Genomic DNA, 14,334 nt, shown 5'->3' with positions numbered 1-14,334 from the left:
ACGTTAAAGTAAAGAAGTTTATTCGCCGCTTTAAAGTGAGATAGCCATGACGGTTAAACCTGCCGTCTCCGCCAACCCAAAAAGCCCCGCCGTTTCATGCGGAGCTTTTTGTCCGTTGATTAACTCTACATTTCAAGTTGATTAATGCTACATTTTAAATAGAAGAAACTCATCCGGCATTCCCGTGAAAGGGTTCTAATCCGCTCTGAAAAACGGTTTAATTCACGCCGGATCACTGCTGATTTTCAAGGATCCACTGGCTCACGGTCCGGACCATGACGCCGGTTGCCCCCTTCGGATCCACTCCGCGTTCCTTATGCAGAAAGGCCGTCCCGGCAATGTCCAGATGAATCCAGGGCAACCCTTCCGCAAAAGTGCCGATGAACAATCCAGCGGTAATTGCGGCGCCGTTTCTTCCCGGGCGGTTGTTTAAATCGGCAACGCTGCTTTTCAGCATCGCCCAGAACTCCGGATAACTCGGCAGCGGCCATACCTTCTCCCCCGTTTGTTTGGAAGCCATGATAAAGCTTTGCAAAAACGTTTCGTCATTCGTCACCGCGCCTGTCGCAACATCTCCGAGCGCCGACAGGATCGCTCCCGTCAAGGTCGCAATGTCGATAATCCGTTCCGCTCCCTGCTCTTTTGCATAGGTGACGCCGTCGGCCAATACGATTCTCCCCTCGGCATCCGAATTCTGCATGTCAATGGTTCTTCCGCTGCGGGTCGTGATCAGGTCACCGGGTTTCATGGCGCTTCCGGACGGCATATTTTCTGCAGCAGGGATGACGGCAATCACATTGGCTTGCGGCTTAAGGATCCCCAGGATTTCCGTAACGCCCAATACCGAAGCCGCGCCGCCCATGTCGCTGATCATTTCCTCCATACCCTGGGCTCGTTTGAGAGAGATCCCGCCGGTATCAAAAGTAATCCCTTTGCCGACCAGCCCGGTGACGCCGGTCCAATGCTCCTGCCCTTGATACTTAATCGTAATCAGCCGGGGCGGGTTGACGCTTCCTTGTCCTACGGCGAGAATCCCGCCCATTTCCTTCTCCCGGAGATCCGCTTCGTCCAGGACCTCCACTTCGAAGCCATAACGCTGGGCAAGCTCAACCGCCGCTTCTCCCAAATCCTCCGGGGTCAGCAGATTGCCCGGCAAGTTGGTCAAATCCCTTGCCGTAATCGTGCCGGCCGCATAAGCGCGCCCCGTGCGGATGCCTTTTTCCCATTCCTCCTGCTCGGATCCGACGACTGCCCCTTCATGGAAAAACGTGATTTTACGAATGCCTTCGTAGCCGCTTTTCTCGCGTCTATAAACTTGCCTTTGATAAGCTCCGAGCAAAAAACCTTCCGTCAGCGCATGTGCCGCCAGATCGTTCCGCCCTTCGACCGTCAATGAGCCAATGGAGGCAGGCACCTTAAACAGCACCTGATCCGGCCGGATGCTCATGGCGGTGCGAGCCGCGGCGGCGGCCGTCAATCTGAGCTCCTCCACCCTTAGCGGATCTTCGCCGGCTCCGACCAGAATGACCGTTTCGGCAGGCTGCGCTTCCGGCATCGGCAGCACAAAAGTTTGATTGACTTCGGCATCAAACCAGCGGCTTTGCGCCAGCGTCCCTGTGTAAGGCTTAAGCCACGGTTCTACCTGGCCGTTTTTCAGCTCCTTTTTGCTCAATAAATGAATGAGGACTTTACGTTCCGCCTCGGCAGGGATTCCCCCGCCGCTCCATATTACCTCCGCTACATTCCCGTCCATGCTGCACCATCCTTTTTTGTAATCTCGGCTGTCTTTATTCATTCCTCTTCCCTTACTTATTTAAACAAAATAACCCCACAAAGTGGGGCAAGCTCTGAAAGCCGGCCCTTTATTTACAAGCCGCACCATAAATCCAGCTCTCTTAAAGCTAAAAAAACCGTTTCGCATGAAACGGTTTTTTGCCCTAGTTCGCAAGCGGAAGGGAGATGATAAAGGTCGTCCCGACTCCGATACTGCTTTCGACTTGAATGGAACCGCCGTGGTTTTTGATAATGCGGTAACTCTCCGACAGCCCCAAGCCGGTCCCTTTCTCTTTTGTAGTAAAAAAAGGATCGGACAGCCGCTTCAACCTTGCTTGTTCCATGCCGCTTCCGTTATCACGTATGGAAATTACCGCATTGGGGCCTTCCGATCTTGCCTGAATATGAATTTCGCCTTTGCGTCCTTCAATCTCTTCGATCGCGTCCAAGGCGTTCTTGATGAGATTAAGAAAAACCTGCTTGATTTGTTTGGCATCTATGGCAATCAGCATCTCTTCCTGCTCGGATTTAAGCGAGATTTCGCAGTCTTTCATCAGCGCTTCGCTTTCGGTCAGCAGCACCGTTTGTCTGAGCAGCGAAGACACCCTTAAGATCGCTTTTTCCGGAGCCGACGGTTTGGAAGAGTTCAGAAATTCGTGAATGATATCGTTGGTTCTATCGATTTCCATCAGGATAATCCGGGCGTATTCGTCCTTGCCCAGCTGCAGCAGATGCGGGCGAAGCAGCTGAATGAAACCTCGGATCGCGGTTAAAGGATTGCGGATTTCATGCGCGATAGCCGCGGAGATCTTTCCCAGTATCGCTAACTTATCGTTTTGGGAAGCCGTCTGTTCAATTTGCTTGTAATCGGAGATGTCTTTAAAGCTGATCAGCAGATCCCCATCCAAATCTTCGGTATACGTAACCGTGATCATCCAGTATTTCCCGAGATCATCCCGGACTTCGAATTTGGTTTTATGTTTATGCATAATCTCGCGATAAATTTGAACGACCCATTTCCGTTTGCATCGCCTTAAATGAGGGACCGCAATCAATTGGCGGAAGGTGCAGCCGATCATAACCTGCGGTTGGAGTTCCAAAATGGCGGCCATCAAAGAGTTTGCAAAAGCAATTTGGCCTTCGCAATTAAACAAGATAATCCCATTGTCCAGGTGCTGGAGTACATTTTCATACTTGTTTTTTTTAAGCTGGGCAGATACAAAAAGTTCGACTGGTTGGAGCAATGTTTCTTCGATATCACTCAACAAGTTGTTATCCTCCTTTTCCCTTGAATGATGTTCTTGCCGGTTTGGCTTTTTCCATCGCAGAACGGAGAATTGCAGGGTGAAAATGAGTTTTCCCAAGACCATCTGACACTTTTCAAGCCAAGCACTTAAAATATCTGATACCCGAGACATTTGATATCTATAAACCAATAAAGATCGCTCAATGGGCTATAACTTCATGCTTGAAAAGGCCGATATGCCGATCTTCTCCTGCAAAAGTTTTCCTAGTACAATTTAATCATAAAGAGGTTGTCTAACCCCGTCAATCAGAGAAACTGTCGAAAAAAGAGGTTTCAACCCTTTCCAGCCATCATTTCCAGAAAAAGAAAAAGCAGCCTTCTTCTGCAGAAAGCTGCTTTCACTTATGGAATCATTTCATGAGGTTCATGCCTAACGGTCCTAACGGTGCTGGAGTCTTTCTCTTCTTCTGCTCATAAAAGCCAGCCGGCGCTTAAGCTCGCTTTCCCATTTTTCATCCCCAATATGTTTAGCCACGGTCAGCAGATCCAGCGAGCTGTCGATTTGGCGTTTGACGATATCCAGCGGATCTTCGCGTTCATCATTGACGCAGTTTACAAAAATGGACTCATCGTCCTCGGAAACAAAATCGGCGAAATCAATTTCCTGCGCTCCGTCCGCATGGGCGTATTCGGCCAAAATTTCGTACTCATTTTCCACTTTATAATGAACCTCAACCCGATGACAAACCGGGCATAACAGCAGGGGAACATTATGGACTTGAGTACGGTAATGCTTCAGCGTTCCTTTTGTCCCCACCATGCTGGCCCCGCAACAAAAACTCATTCCCATCACCCTCCTGATCGCGGTTCATTCTTGTTTCTATAACTTATTCGAGGACCTCAGATGCGATTCCTCTCAATATGTTAGATTTTTACCCATTTTATCACGTTTAAGTCAAAATTGCCGCTCCAACTTGTCCGCTTTCGCAATGGATGAAAAAGCCCCCTGCTGACTTTCGTCAAAGGGGGCTTTCGCTATAGTCCGGACGATTACGCGTTCAGCGTTTTGTCGCCTGGTTTCCAGTTCATTGGGCACAATCCGCCGGATTGCAGAGCTTGAAGAACACGAAGAGTTTCTTCTACGCTGCGGCCAACGTCGTTGTGGTTAACCACTTGGTATTTCAATTCGCCTTCAGGATCGATGATGAACAAGCCGCGCAGCGCTACGCCTTCTTCTTCGATCAGTACGCCGTAGTCGTCGGCTACTTTCTTCGTGATGTCGGAAGCGAGCGGGAAGTTCAATTGTCCCAAACCGTTGTTTTCTTTGGAAGTACTGATCCATGCTTTGTGGCTGTGGATGGAGTCGATACTTACGCCAAGAATTTCAGTGTCCAGCTCTTTGAATTGCTCGTAAGCTTCGCTGAGAGCCGTGATTTCCGTAGGACATACAAATGTGAAGTCCAGCGGATAGAAGAAGAATACCAGCCATTTGCCGCGGTAGTCGGACAATTTTACGTGTCCAAATTCTTTACCGTCTCCAGATACTGTCTCCATGTTAAAATCAGGTGCTGGTCTTCCAACCAAACGTTGTGCCATGATTATAATCCTCCTTTAAAATATGTAAGGTGCGGGATGCCGCTCCCTTTTTTCTGAATGATAACCTTTATCATTTACAATAGTGATGGTATCATTTCCGCATCTTTAAAGTCAAGATTATATTTATTTCTTTTTTAGAATTATTATAATCAACGAATTTTTTGTGAACTTTTTTATCGCCTATTAGCGGACGGCCGAGGATGTTTTGCCTGCCATTGCCGCTACAATCAAATCACCCATGGCGTCCGTGCCGATTGCAGCCGTCTTGTCTACCGCAATATCGCCGGTACGGTGACCTGCATCCAGCACGTCCTTCACCGCTTTTTCGATCGCATCAGCCGCATCCTCATAACCAAAGGTCATGCGGAACATCAAGGCCACCGACAAAATCGTGGCGATCGGATTCGCTTTGTTTTGCCCGGCAATGTCGGGAGCGGAACCATGTACGGGTTCATAAAGACCAAAGCTTCCTTCACCAAGCGAAGCGGAGGACAACATGCCGATCGAACCGGTGAGCATAGCCGCCTCGTCACTCAGGATGTCGCCGAACATATTTTCCGTCACGATGACGTCAAAGCTTGCAGGTCTGCGGAGCAGCTGCATCGCGCAGTTGTCAACGAGCACGTGCTCAAGCTCCACATCCGGATACTCGGGCGCAACCCGGTTGACCACCTCGCGCCATAGGCGGGAAGTTTCCAGCACGTTGGCTTTGTCCACGGAGGCCAGCTTTTTCCGGCGTTTGCCCGCAATTTCGAAGGCCTGGCGTACGATCCGCTCAACTTCGCTCACATTGTAGGCGCACGTATCTACCGCTTCCTGCCCCTGCTCGCTGTCGCGGCGGAATTTCTCGCCGAAATAAATGCCGCCCGTCAGTTCGCGAACGACGATGAGGTCGGTTCCCTCAAGCACTTCCGGCTTTAAGGTCGAAGCGTCCTTCAAGCAATCGAAGACGACCGCCGGACGCAGGTTGGAGAACAATCCAAGCGCTTTGCGTATGCCAAGCAGGCCGGTTTCCGGGCGGAGCTCCTTCGGATTGTTGTCCCATTTCGGGCCGCCGACGGCACCGAGCAGGACCGCATCTGCATTTTTACAAACTTCAAGCGTTTCCTCCGGCAGAGGCGTGCCTTTCTCGTCAATGGCAATGCCGCCGAACAAAGCGTGTTCCGTTTCAAAGCGGTAACCAAACAGCTCCTCCGTCCGCTTCAACACCTTTTCCGCTTCCCTTACGACTTCCGGCCCGATTCCGTCCCCGGCGATCACGGCGATTTTTTTCACTTCTGACATGGGATCCACTCCTCTTCACGTTTATGCATCTTATCTATTTTTAACATAGCAAGGCAGATTGCACAAAGATATAGAAGCTATTAAAGCGATAGGCTAAGCCTATAACGAAACCATAGTTTAAAAAAAATGCAGCCCGGCGCAGATTTCTCTGCGGGGCCGCATTTCCTTGCGGGACAATCATCCCATGATACTGGGAAAAGCCGCTTATTTTTTGATCCAGTGCATCAAACCGCGGAGCTCGGAACCTACTACTTCGATTGGATGAGCAGCTTCATTACGGCGTGTTGCCGTCAGGAAAGCGCGGTTGGATTGGTTTTCCAGGATGAAGTCGCGGGCAAATTTGCCTTGCTGAATATCAGCCAGCACTTCTTTCATCGCTTTTTTCGTTTCATCCGTTACGATGCGAGGACCTGTGACATAATCGCCGTATTCGGCCGTGTTGCTGATCGAATCGCGCATTGTAGCCATGCCGCCTTCATAGATCAGGTCAACGATGAGCTTCATTTCATGCAGGCACTCGAAGTAGGCCATTTCCGGCGCATATCCCGCTTCAGTCAGCGTTTCGAAGCCGGCTTTGATCAGCGCAGTTACGCCGCCGCACAATACGGCTTGTTCGCCGAACAAATCGGTTTCGGTTTCTTCGCGGAAGGAAGTTTCGATAACCCCTGCACGTGTACAACCGATCCCTTTTGCATATGCGAGGCCGATAGCTTTGGCTTGTCCGGTTGCGTCCTGGTGGATCGCGATCAGACCCGGTACGCCGAATCCGTCAACATAAGTACGGCGGACCATGTGGCCAGGAGATTTAGGAGCAACAAGCAAAACGTCATTGTCTTTGGAAGGAACGATTTGTCCGAAATGGACGTTGAAGCCATGGGCGAACAACAGTGCGGCGCCCTTTTTCAGGTTAGGAGCGATTTCGCTGTTGTAAACGGCTGCCTGGGTTTCGTCCGGCATCAAAATTTGAACTACGTCAGCACGGCTGGTTGCTTCAGCTACCGACAATACTTCGAAGCCGTCTTCTTTGGCTTTGTTAAAGGATTTGCCTTCACGCAAACCGATGATGACATTCAGGCCGCTTTCGCGCAGGTTTTGAGCGTGGGCATGGCCTTGGCTGCCATAACCGATGATTGCGATCGTTTTGCCTTTCAATACGCTAAGTTCTGCATCTTGCTCGTAGTACAAAGTAACTGCCATGATATGATTCCTCCTAAAAATGATGTTTGTTTAGTCTGCTGCGCGGCTGCGCAGAAGCTTATTGCTGAACCCTTCAACCTAATGAGCGGGTATTTCAAACGATCTGGCCGTCCTTGCAAGATCGCTTCAAATCCCCGCTCATGGAGCCGGGAAATTTCAGGGATTACGAATGAGCGCCGGATCTACTTCAATCTCTTCCGAATGGACTTTATTGGAAAATAAATCAGGCGTTGCCGCGGGTCATGGCCGTTACGCCTGTGCGGGACAGCTCTTGAATGCCGTAAGGCTTCAGAAGCTCCAGCAGTGCGTCCAGCTTTTCCGTATCCCCGACGACCTGGATCATCATGTTTCGGGTGCCGATGTCCACAACCGCCGCCCGGAACGTATCCGCCAGCGATTTGATTTCCGGCCGTTCCGCCGGCTCCGCTTTCACCTTGATCAGGGCAAGCTCCCGGGAAACCATCGGCTTGGAACTAAGATTGACAACTTTGATGACGTCGATCAGCTTATAAAGCTGCTTTTCGATTTGTTCCAGGGTCTGGTCGTCTCCTTCGGTGACGATGACCATGCGGGAAAGCCCTTCCTCTTCCGACTGGCCTACCGTAATGCTTTCAATGTTGAAGCCGCGCCGGCCGAAGAGGCCGGACACGCGCTGCAGGACGCCTGGCTGATCGTTGACTAATATGGCAATCGCATGTTTTGTGGTCATTATTCACTGTCCCCCATCAGCATTTGATCAATGGTTGAACCCTGAGTGACCATCGGATAGACACTTGCTTCTTTATCCACCAGGAATTCTACCAGAACAGGTCCCGGCGTTTCCATCGCCTCAAGCCAGACAGCCCGGGCATCCTCTTTGTTGGTCGCCCGCAGTCCTTTAACGCCGTAAGCTTCCGCAAGCTTCACGAAGTCCGGGCTTCCGGACAGGTCAATATGGCTGTAACGGTTATCGTAAATCAGCTCCTGCCACTGTCTGACCATGCCGAGCACTTGATTGTTGATAACGACGATTTTTACCGGGATATTATTAATGGCACACACGGCCAGTTCTTGGGAACACATCTGCATGCCGCCGTCTCCGTTGATAGAAATAACCAGCCGGTCCGGATGAGCCATCTGTGCACCGATGGCGGAAGGAAAGCCGTAACCCATAGTGCCAAGCCCACCGGAAGTAATCAAGGAGCGAGGATGGTTAAATTTGTAATACTGGGCCGTCCACATTTGGTGTTGTCCTACATCCGTAGTAACAATGGCTTCTCCTCGAGTTGTTTCGTTCAGCAATTCGATGACCCACTGCGGTTTAAGCATTTCGTCGGAATCTTTATATTTAAAAGGCTTCGCCGATTTCCACTGCTGAATTCGGTCTCTCCACGCATCGGCCTTATCGGCGCGTTTAACCAGTTTATTCAGCTGTTCCAGCACCGTCTTGACATCCCCTACTACAGGAATATCCGTATGGACATTTTTGCCGATCTCGGCCGGATCGATGTCAATGTGCACGATCTTGGCCCCGGGAGCAAATCCGTCAAGTTTGCCGGTTACCCGGTCGTCAAAGCGGGCACCGATACAGATCAGCAAATCGGATTGCTGGATAGCGTTGTTCGCCGTATACGTCCCATGCATACCCGGCATGCCCATCCAAAGCCGGTTGCCGCTTGGAAACCCTCCAAGTCCCAGCAAAGTGGTCGTTACCGGAATTTCGGCTTTCTCCGCAAATTCAAGCAGTTCCTCGTGAGCCCCGGAGTAGACAACGCCCCCGCCGGCAAGAATGATAGGCTGTTCAGCCTCTCCAATCGCAGCCGCTACTTTATCCAACTGCAGCCGGTTTGGCGCAACCGTCGGATTGTATCCGCGGAGGTTCAGTGTTTTTACCGGTTCAAACAAGGCAGTCGCAGCCGAAACATCTTTCGGAATATCAATCAGCACCGGCCCTTTCCGGCCGCTATTTGCGATATGGAAGGCTTCGTGGATAATCCGGGCCAAATCTTTTGCATCCCGCACAAGATAGCTATGTTTGGTGATCGGCATCGTGATCCCTGTAATATCTGCTTCTTGGAAAGCGTCCGTTCCAATCAGGTTCTGAAAAACGTTCCCCGTAATGACAACCAGCGGAACCGAGTCCATGTAGGCCGTTGCAATGCCGGTGACCAGGTTGGTGGCGCCAGGACCCGAGGTGGCGATACAAACGCCCACCTTGCCGCTTGCTCTCGCATATCCGTCGGCCGCATGGATAGCTCCTTGTTCATGCCTGGTAAGCAAATGATGGAAATCGCTGAAACCGTAAAGTGCATCATAGATGTACAGCACGGCCCCGCCCGGGTATCCAAAGACGCATTCCACGCCTTCAAGCAGCAGGCTTCTCAGCAAAATTTCCGAGCCCGTAATGACCTCCGGTTTCATCCATTTCTCACGTAATTGTTCTGTCGACTTCAATTCCTCAGTTTCCGTTTTCACTTTACGTTTCCTCCTCTCAGGCTTGGCGGCTAGAGCAACAAAAAAACCTTTCGCCCACTGCCAGCGTACTACGCTAGAGGGGCGAAAGGTTTGATTTACCTTACGCGGTACCACCCAAATTCACAAGGCATCTCGCGATGCCAAGTCTTGGCGGGTAAACAAGAAGCCGGATCCGGCCTATGCATTTGTTACCCTTCGTCCGTAACGTGGACAATACGATTTCCCCTAGTCACCGATCCGGTCCAGCTTAACAAGCCGCCGAAAACACCTTTCAGGAAAACAGCTCCGAGGTGAGCGCGCAATAAGGGATAACGGTGGTGGTCTCAGCAATTCCATCCACTCTCTGAGCATAGAGCCCTTAAGCTTCGTCCTCATCATAGCCATTCGGTTTATAGCTTTAAATGGTTAAAATGATTATATGTTCACCTTACACGCTAAGTCAAGAGTAAACCACATATTTTTATTTGTCACCCTGTACGGGCCGCTGTCATAAGATAACCAAGACATTCACCCAGATTTAAAGGAGGGATGGCTTTGATCCGTTATCGCAGACCCAAACAGGATGACCCCGTCATCTATAAATTAATCGAAAAAGAGCTTGTCCCGCACAGTCATTTACCGGAAAACGAACTTGAAAAAATACGCCGCGACCTGCCTTCGCGCATGAAAAGAGGCGTCACGCTGGTAGCCGCATCCAATTACGATGCCGATCCCGTAGCCTTTATCCATTTCATGATCCACGGCGAACTTTTATATATCGACATGATCGCTGTTGAACGGAATGCCCAGCACAAGCGTTACGGCAAATCCCTGATGGCCAAGGCCGAAAACTTTGCGGCATCCAGAGGCTGTGTCCGCTCTAAAGTTATGGTGGACGCCGGAAACACGCACGCCCACCTGTTTTACAGCAAGCTGGGTTATCGCACCTTGCGTTTTATCGCTCAGACCCAATGTTATGAGATGGAGAAAACGTTAGTTAACCGCTAAGAGTTAATTAAAGGAAAAATCCAGGATATCCGTAACCCTGGCCCGGGTATCCGCCATATCCGTAACCTGGATATCCGCCGTATCCGTATCCCGGTCCAAAACCGCCATATCCAAAGCCTCCGGCATAAGGTGCGGTGCCGATGGCTAACAAATCAAACAAAGCGAGAGGCAAGATCGCCTTGGTTCTGACTTTTTTTCCGGCTGCAGGTTTCATGTAAAGGCGTTTGCCGCTGATTCTCACCAAAGTGCCCGTAACGACGCCGCCGTCTTTTTTATAGGCCACGATTTTTTTGCCGATCAGCTTTTTCGCCTGATTCTCAATCGTACTAGCTTTCATCAGGTTTCCCTCCTCCTGCTGTATTCTTATCCAGAATATGCCCCTCTCCCGTAAAATGATTGTTTATACGCCCGGTGCCGCACAAACAAAAAAAGACGCCCGATAGGGCGCCTTTTCAATAAAGACTTAGATTAAGCATTGATTTTTTCTTTAGCTACAGTAGCCAAAGAGTTGAAAGCCGCGATGTCGTTAACAGCCAGATCCGCAAGCATTTTGCGGTTGATGTTTACTTCAGCGAGCTTCAGGCCATGCATCAATTTGCTGTAGGACAAGCCGTTTTGGCGAGCGGCAGCGTTGATACGAACGATCCACAATTTGCGGAAATCGCGTTTTTTCTGACGACGGTCACGGTAAGCGTAGAGCAGGGATTTGTTCACTTGCTCCTTAGCTGTTTTGAAAATACGGTGTTTGGAACCGAAATAACCTTTTGCAAGTTTCAGAATTTTCTTATGACGACGACGAACGACGAATCCGCCTTTAACTCTTGCCATAGTGATAAACCTCCCAAATATTGTTTAAGAATGTACTACTTCAGGTTAGCCAAACCTTGTTTCAAACGGCTTACGTCGCCGGAATACATCACAGGACTGTTAGCCAATACGCGTTTAGCACGTTTGGATTTGTGGGACAGAAGGTGATTTCTGTTGGCTTTGTAACGTTTTACTTTACCAGTTCCCGTAATTTTGAAGCGGCCTTTAAGGCTGCTGTGTGTTTTCATTTTAGGCATTAGGTCTTCCCCCTCATAGTTTATATGGCGCCTAATTTTTAGGCGCCAAAATCATAATCATACTACGGCCTTCAAGTTTAGGTTGACGCTCAACGCTGGACAGTTCTGCCACTTCGGTCTTCACGCGCTCCAAAATTTTCTGGCCGATATCGGCATGAGTGATTTCACGTCCACGGAAGCGTACAGAGCATTTAACTTTGTCGCCTTCGTTCAAAAATTTGATTACGTTGCGCAATTTCGTTTGATAATCATGTTCCTCGATATTGGCACGGAACCAAACTTCTTTGATGTCCACGATTTTCTGATTCTTGCGGGCTTCTTTGTCTTTCTTCTGCTGCTCGTAACGGAATTTGCCGTAATCCATGATCCGGCATACCGGCGGTTTGGCCGTTGGCGCGATATTCACCAAATCCAGGTTCAAATCAATAGCCATTTGCATAGCTTCACGAATCGGTTTGATGCCGATTTGCTCGCCGTCCGGTCCAACCAAGCGAACTTCTTTCGCCCGAATCTCGTCATTGATCATATGTTCCTTACTGATAGTTCTCCACCTCCAAAAAGGATGGCCGCAGCAAGCGGCTTTAAATCGCCTTTCATAAATGAAAAGGGATGCGGGTCAGACACCCGCATCCCAAATTGATCGTCCATATCATCATGAATGTTCATTCATAAGTTTGGTCGGATCAAAACCAGCCGACAAAGTCGGAAGGTGAGAAGCGGAAGCCTCTGCTTACAATCCAAAATTTAATTATTCACAACACTTTGATTAATATACCACATGATCAAAGTCTATGTCAACCACTTCCGCAAAACCGAGAAGCTGGCGGTTACCCCTGCTTGCTCTGAACTTCTTCCAGCCGAACTACGCGGGTATGCTGGGTATGGCTCCACTGCTTGTTGTTTTGCGTAAAGAAAGCGTAAAACGTAATCGGGTACCACGAAATCAGATAAATCGGGAACAGCACCAGGTACAAGTATACCTTCTTGAACGTCACTTTCTCCAAAGCCATCGCCAGCAGGAAGGTAATCACGTTCGCACCTACCGCAAAAAACGAGGCCCAGACCGGCAAATAAGAATACAGAGTAGAGAAATGCGGTCCGTTAAAGAGCGATTGATCCGCCCAAATTAACGCAGCAAGCAAAAACGTAAGCAGAACGATGTATACGTTCACCGCGTACAGCGCCATGTCCATTTTGATCAGGCTGCGCTCTTTGATGCTTTTCCAAAGCAGCGGGAAGAAATAACGGCGGGCAACCGTAAAATGGCCCTGCATCCAGCGCAAACGCTGACGGGCGGACGCCTTGAAGGAAAGCGGCTTTTCGTCAAACAGCTTCGCGTCATAGTTAAACACCGGATGAACGCCGCGGTCCACGCAGCGCATAGTAAATTCCAAATCCTCAACCAGGCTGGTTGCGCCCCAGCCCATTTCCTTCAACAGATTTGTCTCAAAGCACATGCCGGTTCCGCCAAGGAAATTGGCCATGCGCAAATTGTGGCGGGAAAGCTGCCACAACCGGTTTACGTACCAGTAAGAAATCCCGTAAGAAGCGGTAATCCAAGAGTCTTCCGGGTTTTTGGTATCAATGTAGCCCTGGATAACCTTGGCGCCTTCGCACAGGTCGTTATTCATTTCTTTAAGAAAATCCGGATGCGCCAGGTTATCGGCGTCAAACATCACAACCGCATCATATTGGCGCGGCATTTCCCAAAGATTTTTGAGCATCCATTCGATCGCAAAACCTTTGCCCCTCTGATTCGTATTCGTCCGTACGCAGGCATTCATGCCGTGCTGGCGGACAATTTCGGCCGTGCGGTCCGTACAGTTGTCGCAGATGACAAATACGTCGTAGAGTTCGCGCGGATAATTCAGCTCCTTCAGATTTTCCATCAGAGCTCCTACAACCTGCTCCTCATTATGTGCCGCCACCAAAACCGCAAACGATTTTTCCGGCGCATGCTCTGGTTTGTGCTTTTTCCTGTACATGCCGAACAATGAGAATACGAACTGATAAACGGCAATGACCGCCAGAATGATCTGGAGGGTAATCAAAATGCCATCGAACATGATTCTCTGCAGCCCCCTTTTTCAACCCTGTTGAATGAATTTTGTTTTTTTCTTTCTCTCTAAAAGCCAGTGTTGTTTTTTTTGTTATCACTGTTCTTTTTGTGCGAAACGATTTTCGCTGACCACCTTTGCTGCCCTTCACGATTTTTCCATTTAATGTTCCATAGCAAGTAAGACGCCATATCGATTCTCTATGACTTTGTTTTTTTTGTCAAAAGCAAATTTGCGCTTGTTTTGCCAAAATACAGCCTCAGCAGCCGGCTTTGGCTTTCCACTCCGTCATAGTCACGGTTTCATCCCTGCTTATTTCTTATTTTCATCATTTTTAACCCTTTTTATTTCTTCGGTCCTCCTTTTTTTTCAAAAATTCAGAAAGCGAATAGGACCTGAAATCGAAACCCCTTTTGAAACACCATTAATATTTACGAAACAAACCCTCAAAAAGTTTACAATAAAACTCAATTTAATTTAAACTTTTCGGATAACATTGAATCAGTCAGGAACAAAATGAGGTACAAAGCTCCGGTAGACTTTTTGTTCAAAAAGCCCGTCCGGCGTTTAAAAATATGATACATTTAATTCAGATATGCGAACCGGTTTCATTAGTAAAGAATTCCGGCCATAATAAAATACCCGTGGACTTTGCAAATAAAAGCCTTTACAGAAA

The 14,334-nt window shown here is 49.2% G+C and carries 14 protein-coding genes; 1 reads left to right on the top strand and 13 read right to left on the bottom strand.

All coding sequences use genetic code 11. The features are described 5' to 3' along the window. Nucleotides 1-232: 232 nt before the first annotated feature. From AC3ZPD_RS19095 to ilvB, 8 genes are all read right to left on the bottom strand, one after another. Nucleotides 233-1,795 carry a leucyl aminopeptidase gene (locus AC3ZPD_RS19095; RefSeq protein WP_490985867.1) on the bottom strand — a complete coding sequence of 521 codons (1,563 nt, stop codon included), beginning with the start codon at nt 1,793-1,795 and terminating at the stop codon, nt 233-235. A 142-nt stretch (nt 1,796-1,937) separates the two neighbouring features. Next, complete coding sequence (locus AC3ZPD_RS19090; protein WP_490985866.1) at nt 1,938-3,041, bottom strand: ATP-binding protein; 1,104 nt, start codon at nt 3,039-3,041, stop codon at nt 1,938-1,940. Nucleotides 3,042-3,458: 417 nt separating this feature from the next. After that, the gene (locus tag AC3ZPD_RS19085) at nt 3,459-3,863 is read right to left on the bottom strand and encodes a hypothetical protein (RefSeq protein WP_068694136.1); all 405 of its coding nucleotides are present in this window, start codon (nt 3,861-3,863) and stop codon (nt 3,459-3,461) included. Nucleotides 3,864-4,069: 206 nt separating this feature from the next. Next, nucleotides 4,070-4,615 carry a peroxiredoxin gene (locus tag AC3ZPD_RS19080; RefSeq protein ID WP_490985865.1) on the bottom strand — a complete coding sequence of 182 codons (546 nt, stop codon included), beginning with the start codon at nt 4,613-4,615 and terminating at the stop codon, nt 4,070-4,072. Nucleotides 4,616-4,798: 183 nt separating this feature from the next. Continuing rightward, a complete protein-coding gene (gene leuB, locus AC3ZPD_RS19075; RefSeq protein WP_490985864.1) occupies nt 4,799-5,899 on the bottom strand; it encodes a 3-isopropylmalate dehydrogenase in 1,101 nt (366 codons plus the stop codon). Nucleotides 5,900-6,103: 204 nt separating this feature from the next. Further along, nucleotides 6,104-7,096, bottom strand: coding sequence for a ketol-acid reductoisomerase (gene ilvC / locus AC3ZPD_RS19070; RefSeq protein ID WP_490985863.1), 993 nt, complete (start codon nt 7,094-7,096; stop codon nt 6,104-6,106). Nucleotides 7,097-7,319: 223 nt separating this feature from the next. Further along, entirely contained in the window at nt 7,320-7,805 is a 486-nt protein-coding gene (ilvN, locus tag AC3ZPD_RS19065; RefSeq protein WP_490985862.1) for an acetolactate synthase small subunit, read from the bottom strand. Continuing rightward, complete coding sequence (gene ilvB / locus AC3ZPD_RS19060; protein WP_490985944.1) at nt 7,805-9,496, bottom strand: biosynthetic-type acetolactate synthase large subunit; 1,692 nt, start codon at nt 9,494-9,496, stop codon at nt 7,805-7,807. Before ilvB ends, ilvN begins: the two co-directional genes overlap by 1 nt. Before the next feature lie 588 nt (nt 9,497-10,084). On the opposite strand from ilvB, the gene AC3ZPD_RS19055 reads away from it, so the two are divergent. Next, on the top strand, nt 10,085-10,537 hold the full coding sequence (locus tag AC3ZPD_RS19055; protein WP_490985861.1) for a GNAT family N-acetyltransferase: 453 nt from the start codon (nt 10,085-10,087) through the stop codon (nt 10,535-10,537). 7 nt (nt 10,538-10,544) lie between these two features. Here the strand turns inward: AC3ZPD_RS19055 and AC3ZPD_RS19050 are convergent, their stop codons facing one another. The 5 genes from AC3ZPD_RS19050 to AC3ZPD_RS19030 all read right to left on the bottom strand — a co-directional run bounded on the left by AC3ZPD_RS19050 (nt 10,545) and on the right by AC3ZPD_RS19030 (nt 13,667). Continuing rightward, a complete protein-coding gene (locus tag AC3ZPD_RS19050; RefSeq protein WP_490985860.1) occupies nt 10,545-10,874 on the bottom strand; it encodes a hypothetical protein in 330 nt (109 codons plus the stop codon). Between the two features lie 131 nt (nt 10,875-11,005). Next, nucleotides 11,006-11,365 (bottom strand): 50S ribosomal protein L20, encoded by a 360-nt coding sequence (rplT, locus tag AC3ZPD_RS19045; protein ID WP_068694121.1) that lies wholly within the window; start codon nt 11,363-11,365, stop codon nt 11,006-11,008. A 35-nt stretch (nt 11,366-11,400) separates the two neighbouring features. Then, on the bottom strand, nt 11,401-11,601 hold the full coding sequence (rpmI, locus tag AC3ZPD_RS19040) for a 50S ribosomal protein L35 (RefSeq protein ID WP_068694119.1): 201 nt from the start codon (nt 11,599-11,601) through the stop codon (nt 11,401-11,403). Between the two features lie 31 nt (nt 11,602-11,632). Then, nucleotides 11,633-12,127: a translation initiation factor IF-3 gene (gene infC / locus AC3ZPD_RS19035; protein WP_490985859.1), complete on the bottom strand. Its 495-nt coding sequence runs from the start codon at nt 12,125-12,127 to the stop codon at nt 11,633-11,635. A 301-nt stretch (nt 12,128-12,428) separates the two neighbouring features. Beyond that, a complete protein-coding gene (locus AC3ZPD_RS19030; RefSeq protein ID WP_490985858.1) occupies nt 12,429-13,667 on the bottom strand; it encodes a glycosyltransferase family 2 protein in 1,239 nt (412 codons plus the stop codon). Nucleotides 13,668-14,334: the final 667 nt, after the last annotated feature.

It is taken from the genome of Paenibacillus mobilis, from assembly GCF_058267595.1.
Note: the sequence above shows the minus strand (reverse complement) of the source record. Positions and strands in the feature narration are given on the sequence as shown.

Excerpts from the sequence above, each read along its gene's own strand:
- AC3ZPD_RS19095 (WP_490985867.1), bottom strand. The coding sequence starts at position 1,795 with ATGAATAAAGACAGCCGAGATTACAAAAAAGGATGGTGCAGCATGGAC.
- ilvC (WP_490985863.1), bottom strand. The coding sequence starts at position 7,096 with ATGGCAGTTACTTTGTACTACGAGCAAGATGCAGAACTTAGCGTATTG.
- AC3ZPD_RS19080 (WP_490985865.1), bottom strand. The coding sequence starts at position 4,615 with ATGGCACAACGTTTGGTTGGAAGACCAGCACCTGATTTTAACATGGAG.
- rpmI (WP_068694119.1), bottom strand. The coding sequence starts at position 11,601 with ATGCCTAAAATGAAAACACACAGCAGCCTTAAAGGCCGCTTCAAAATT.
- infC (WP_490985859.1), bottom strand. The coding sequence starts at position 12,127 with ATGATCAATGACGAGATTCGGGCGAAAGAAGTTCGCTTGGTTGGACCG.
- AC3ZPD_RS19030 (WP_490985858.1), bottom strand. The coding sequence starts at position 13,667 with ATGTTCGATGGCATTTTGATTACCCTCCAGATCATTCTGGCGGTCATT.
- AC3ZPD_RS19085 (WP_068694136.1), bottom strand. The coding sequence starts at position 3,863 with ATGAGTTTTTGTTGCGGGGCCAGCATGGTGGGGACAAAAGGAACGCTG.
- ilvB (WP_490985944.1), bottom strand. The coding sequence starts at position 9,496 with ATGAAACCGGAGGTCATTACGGGCTCGGAAATTTTGCTGAGAAGCCTG.
- AC3ZPD_RS19050 (WP_490985860.1), bottom strand. The coding sequence starts at position 10,874 with ATGAAAGCTAGTACGATTGAGAATCAGGCGAAAAAGCTGATCGGCAAA.
- ilvN (WP_490985862.1), bottom strand. The coding sequence starts at position 7,805 with ATGACCACAAAACATGCGATTGCCATATTAGTCAACGATCAGCCAGGC.
- leuB (WP_490985864.1), bottom strand. The coding sequence starts at position 5,899 with ATGTCAGAAGTGAAAAAAATCGCCGTGATCGCCGGGGACGGAATCGGG.
- rplT (WP_068694121.1), bottom strand. The coding sequence starts at position 11,365 with ATGGCAAGAGTTAAAGGCGGATTCGTCGTTCGTCGTCGTCATAAGAAA.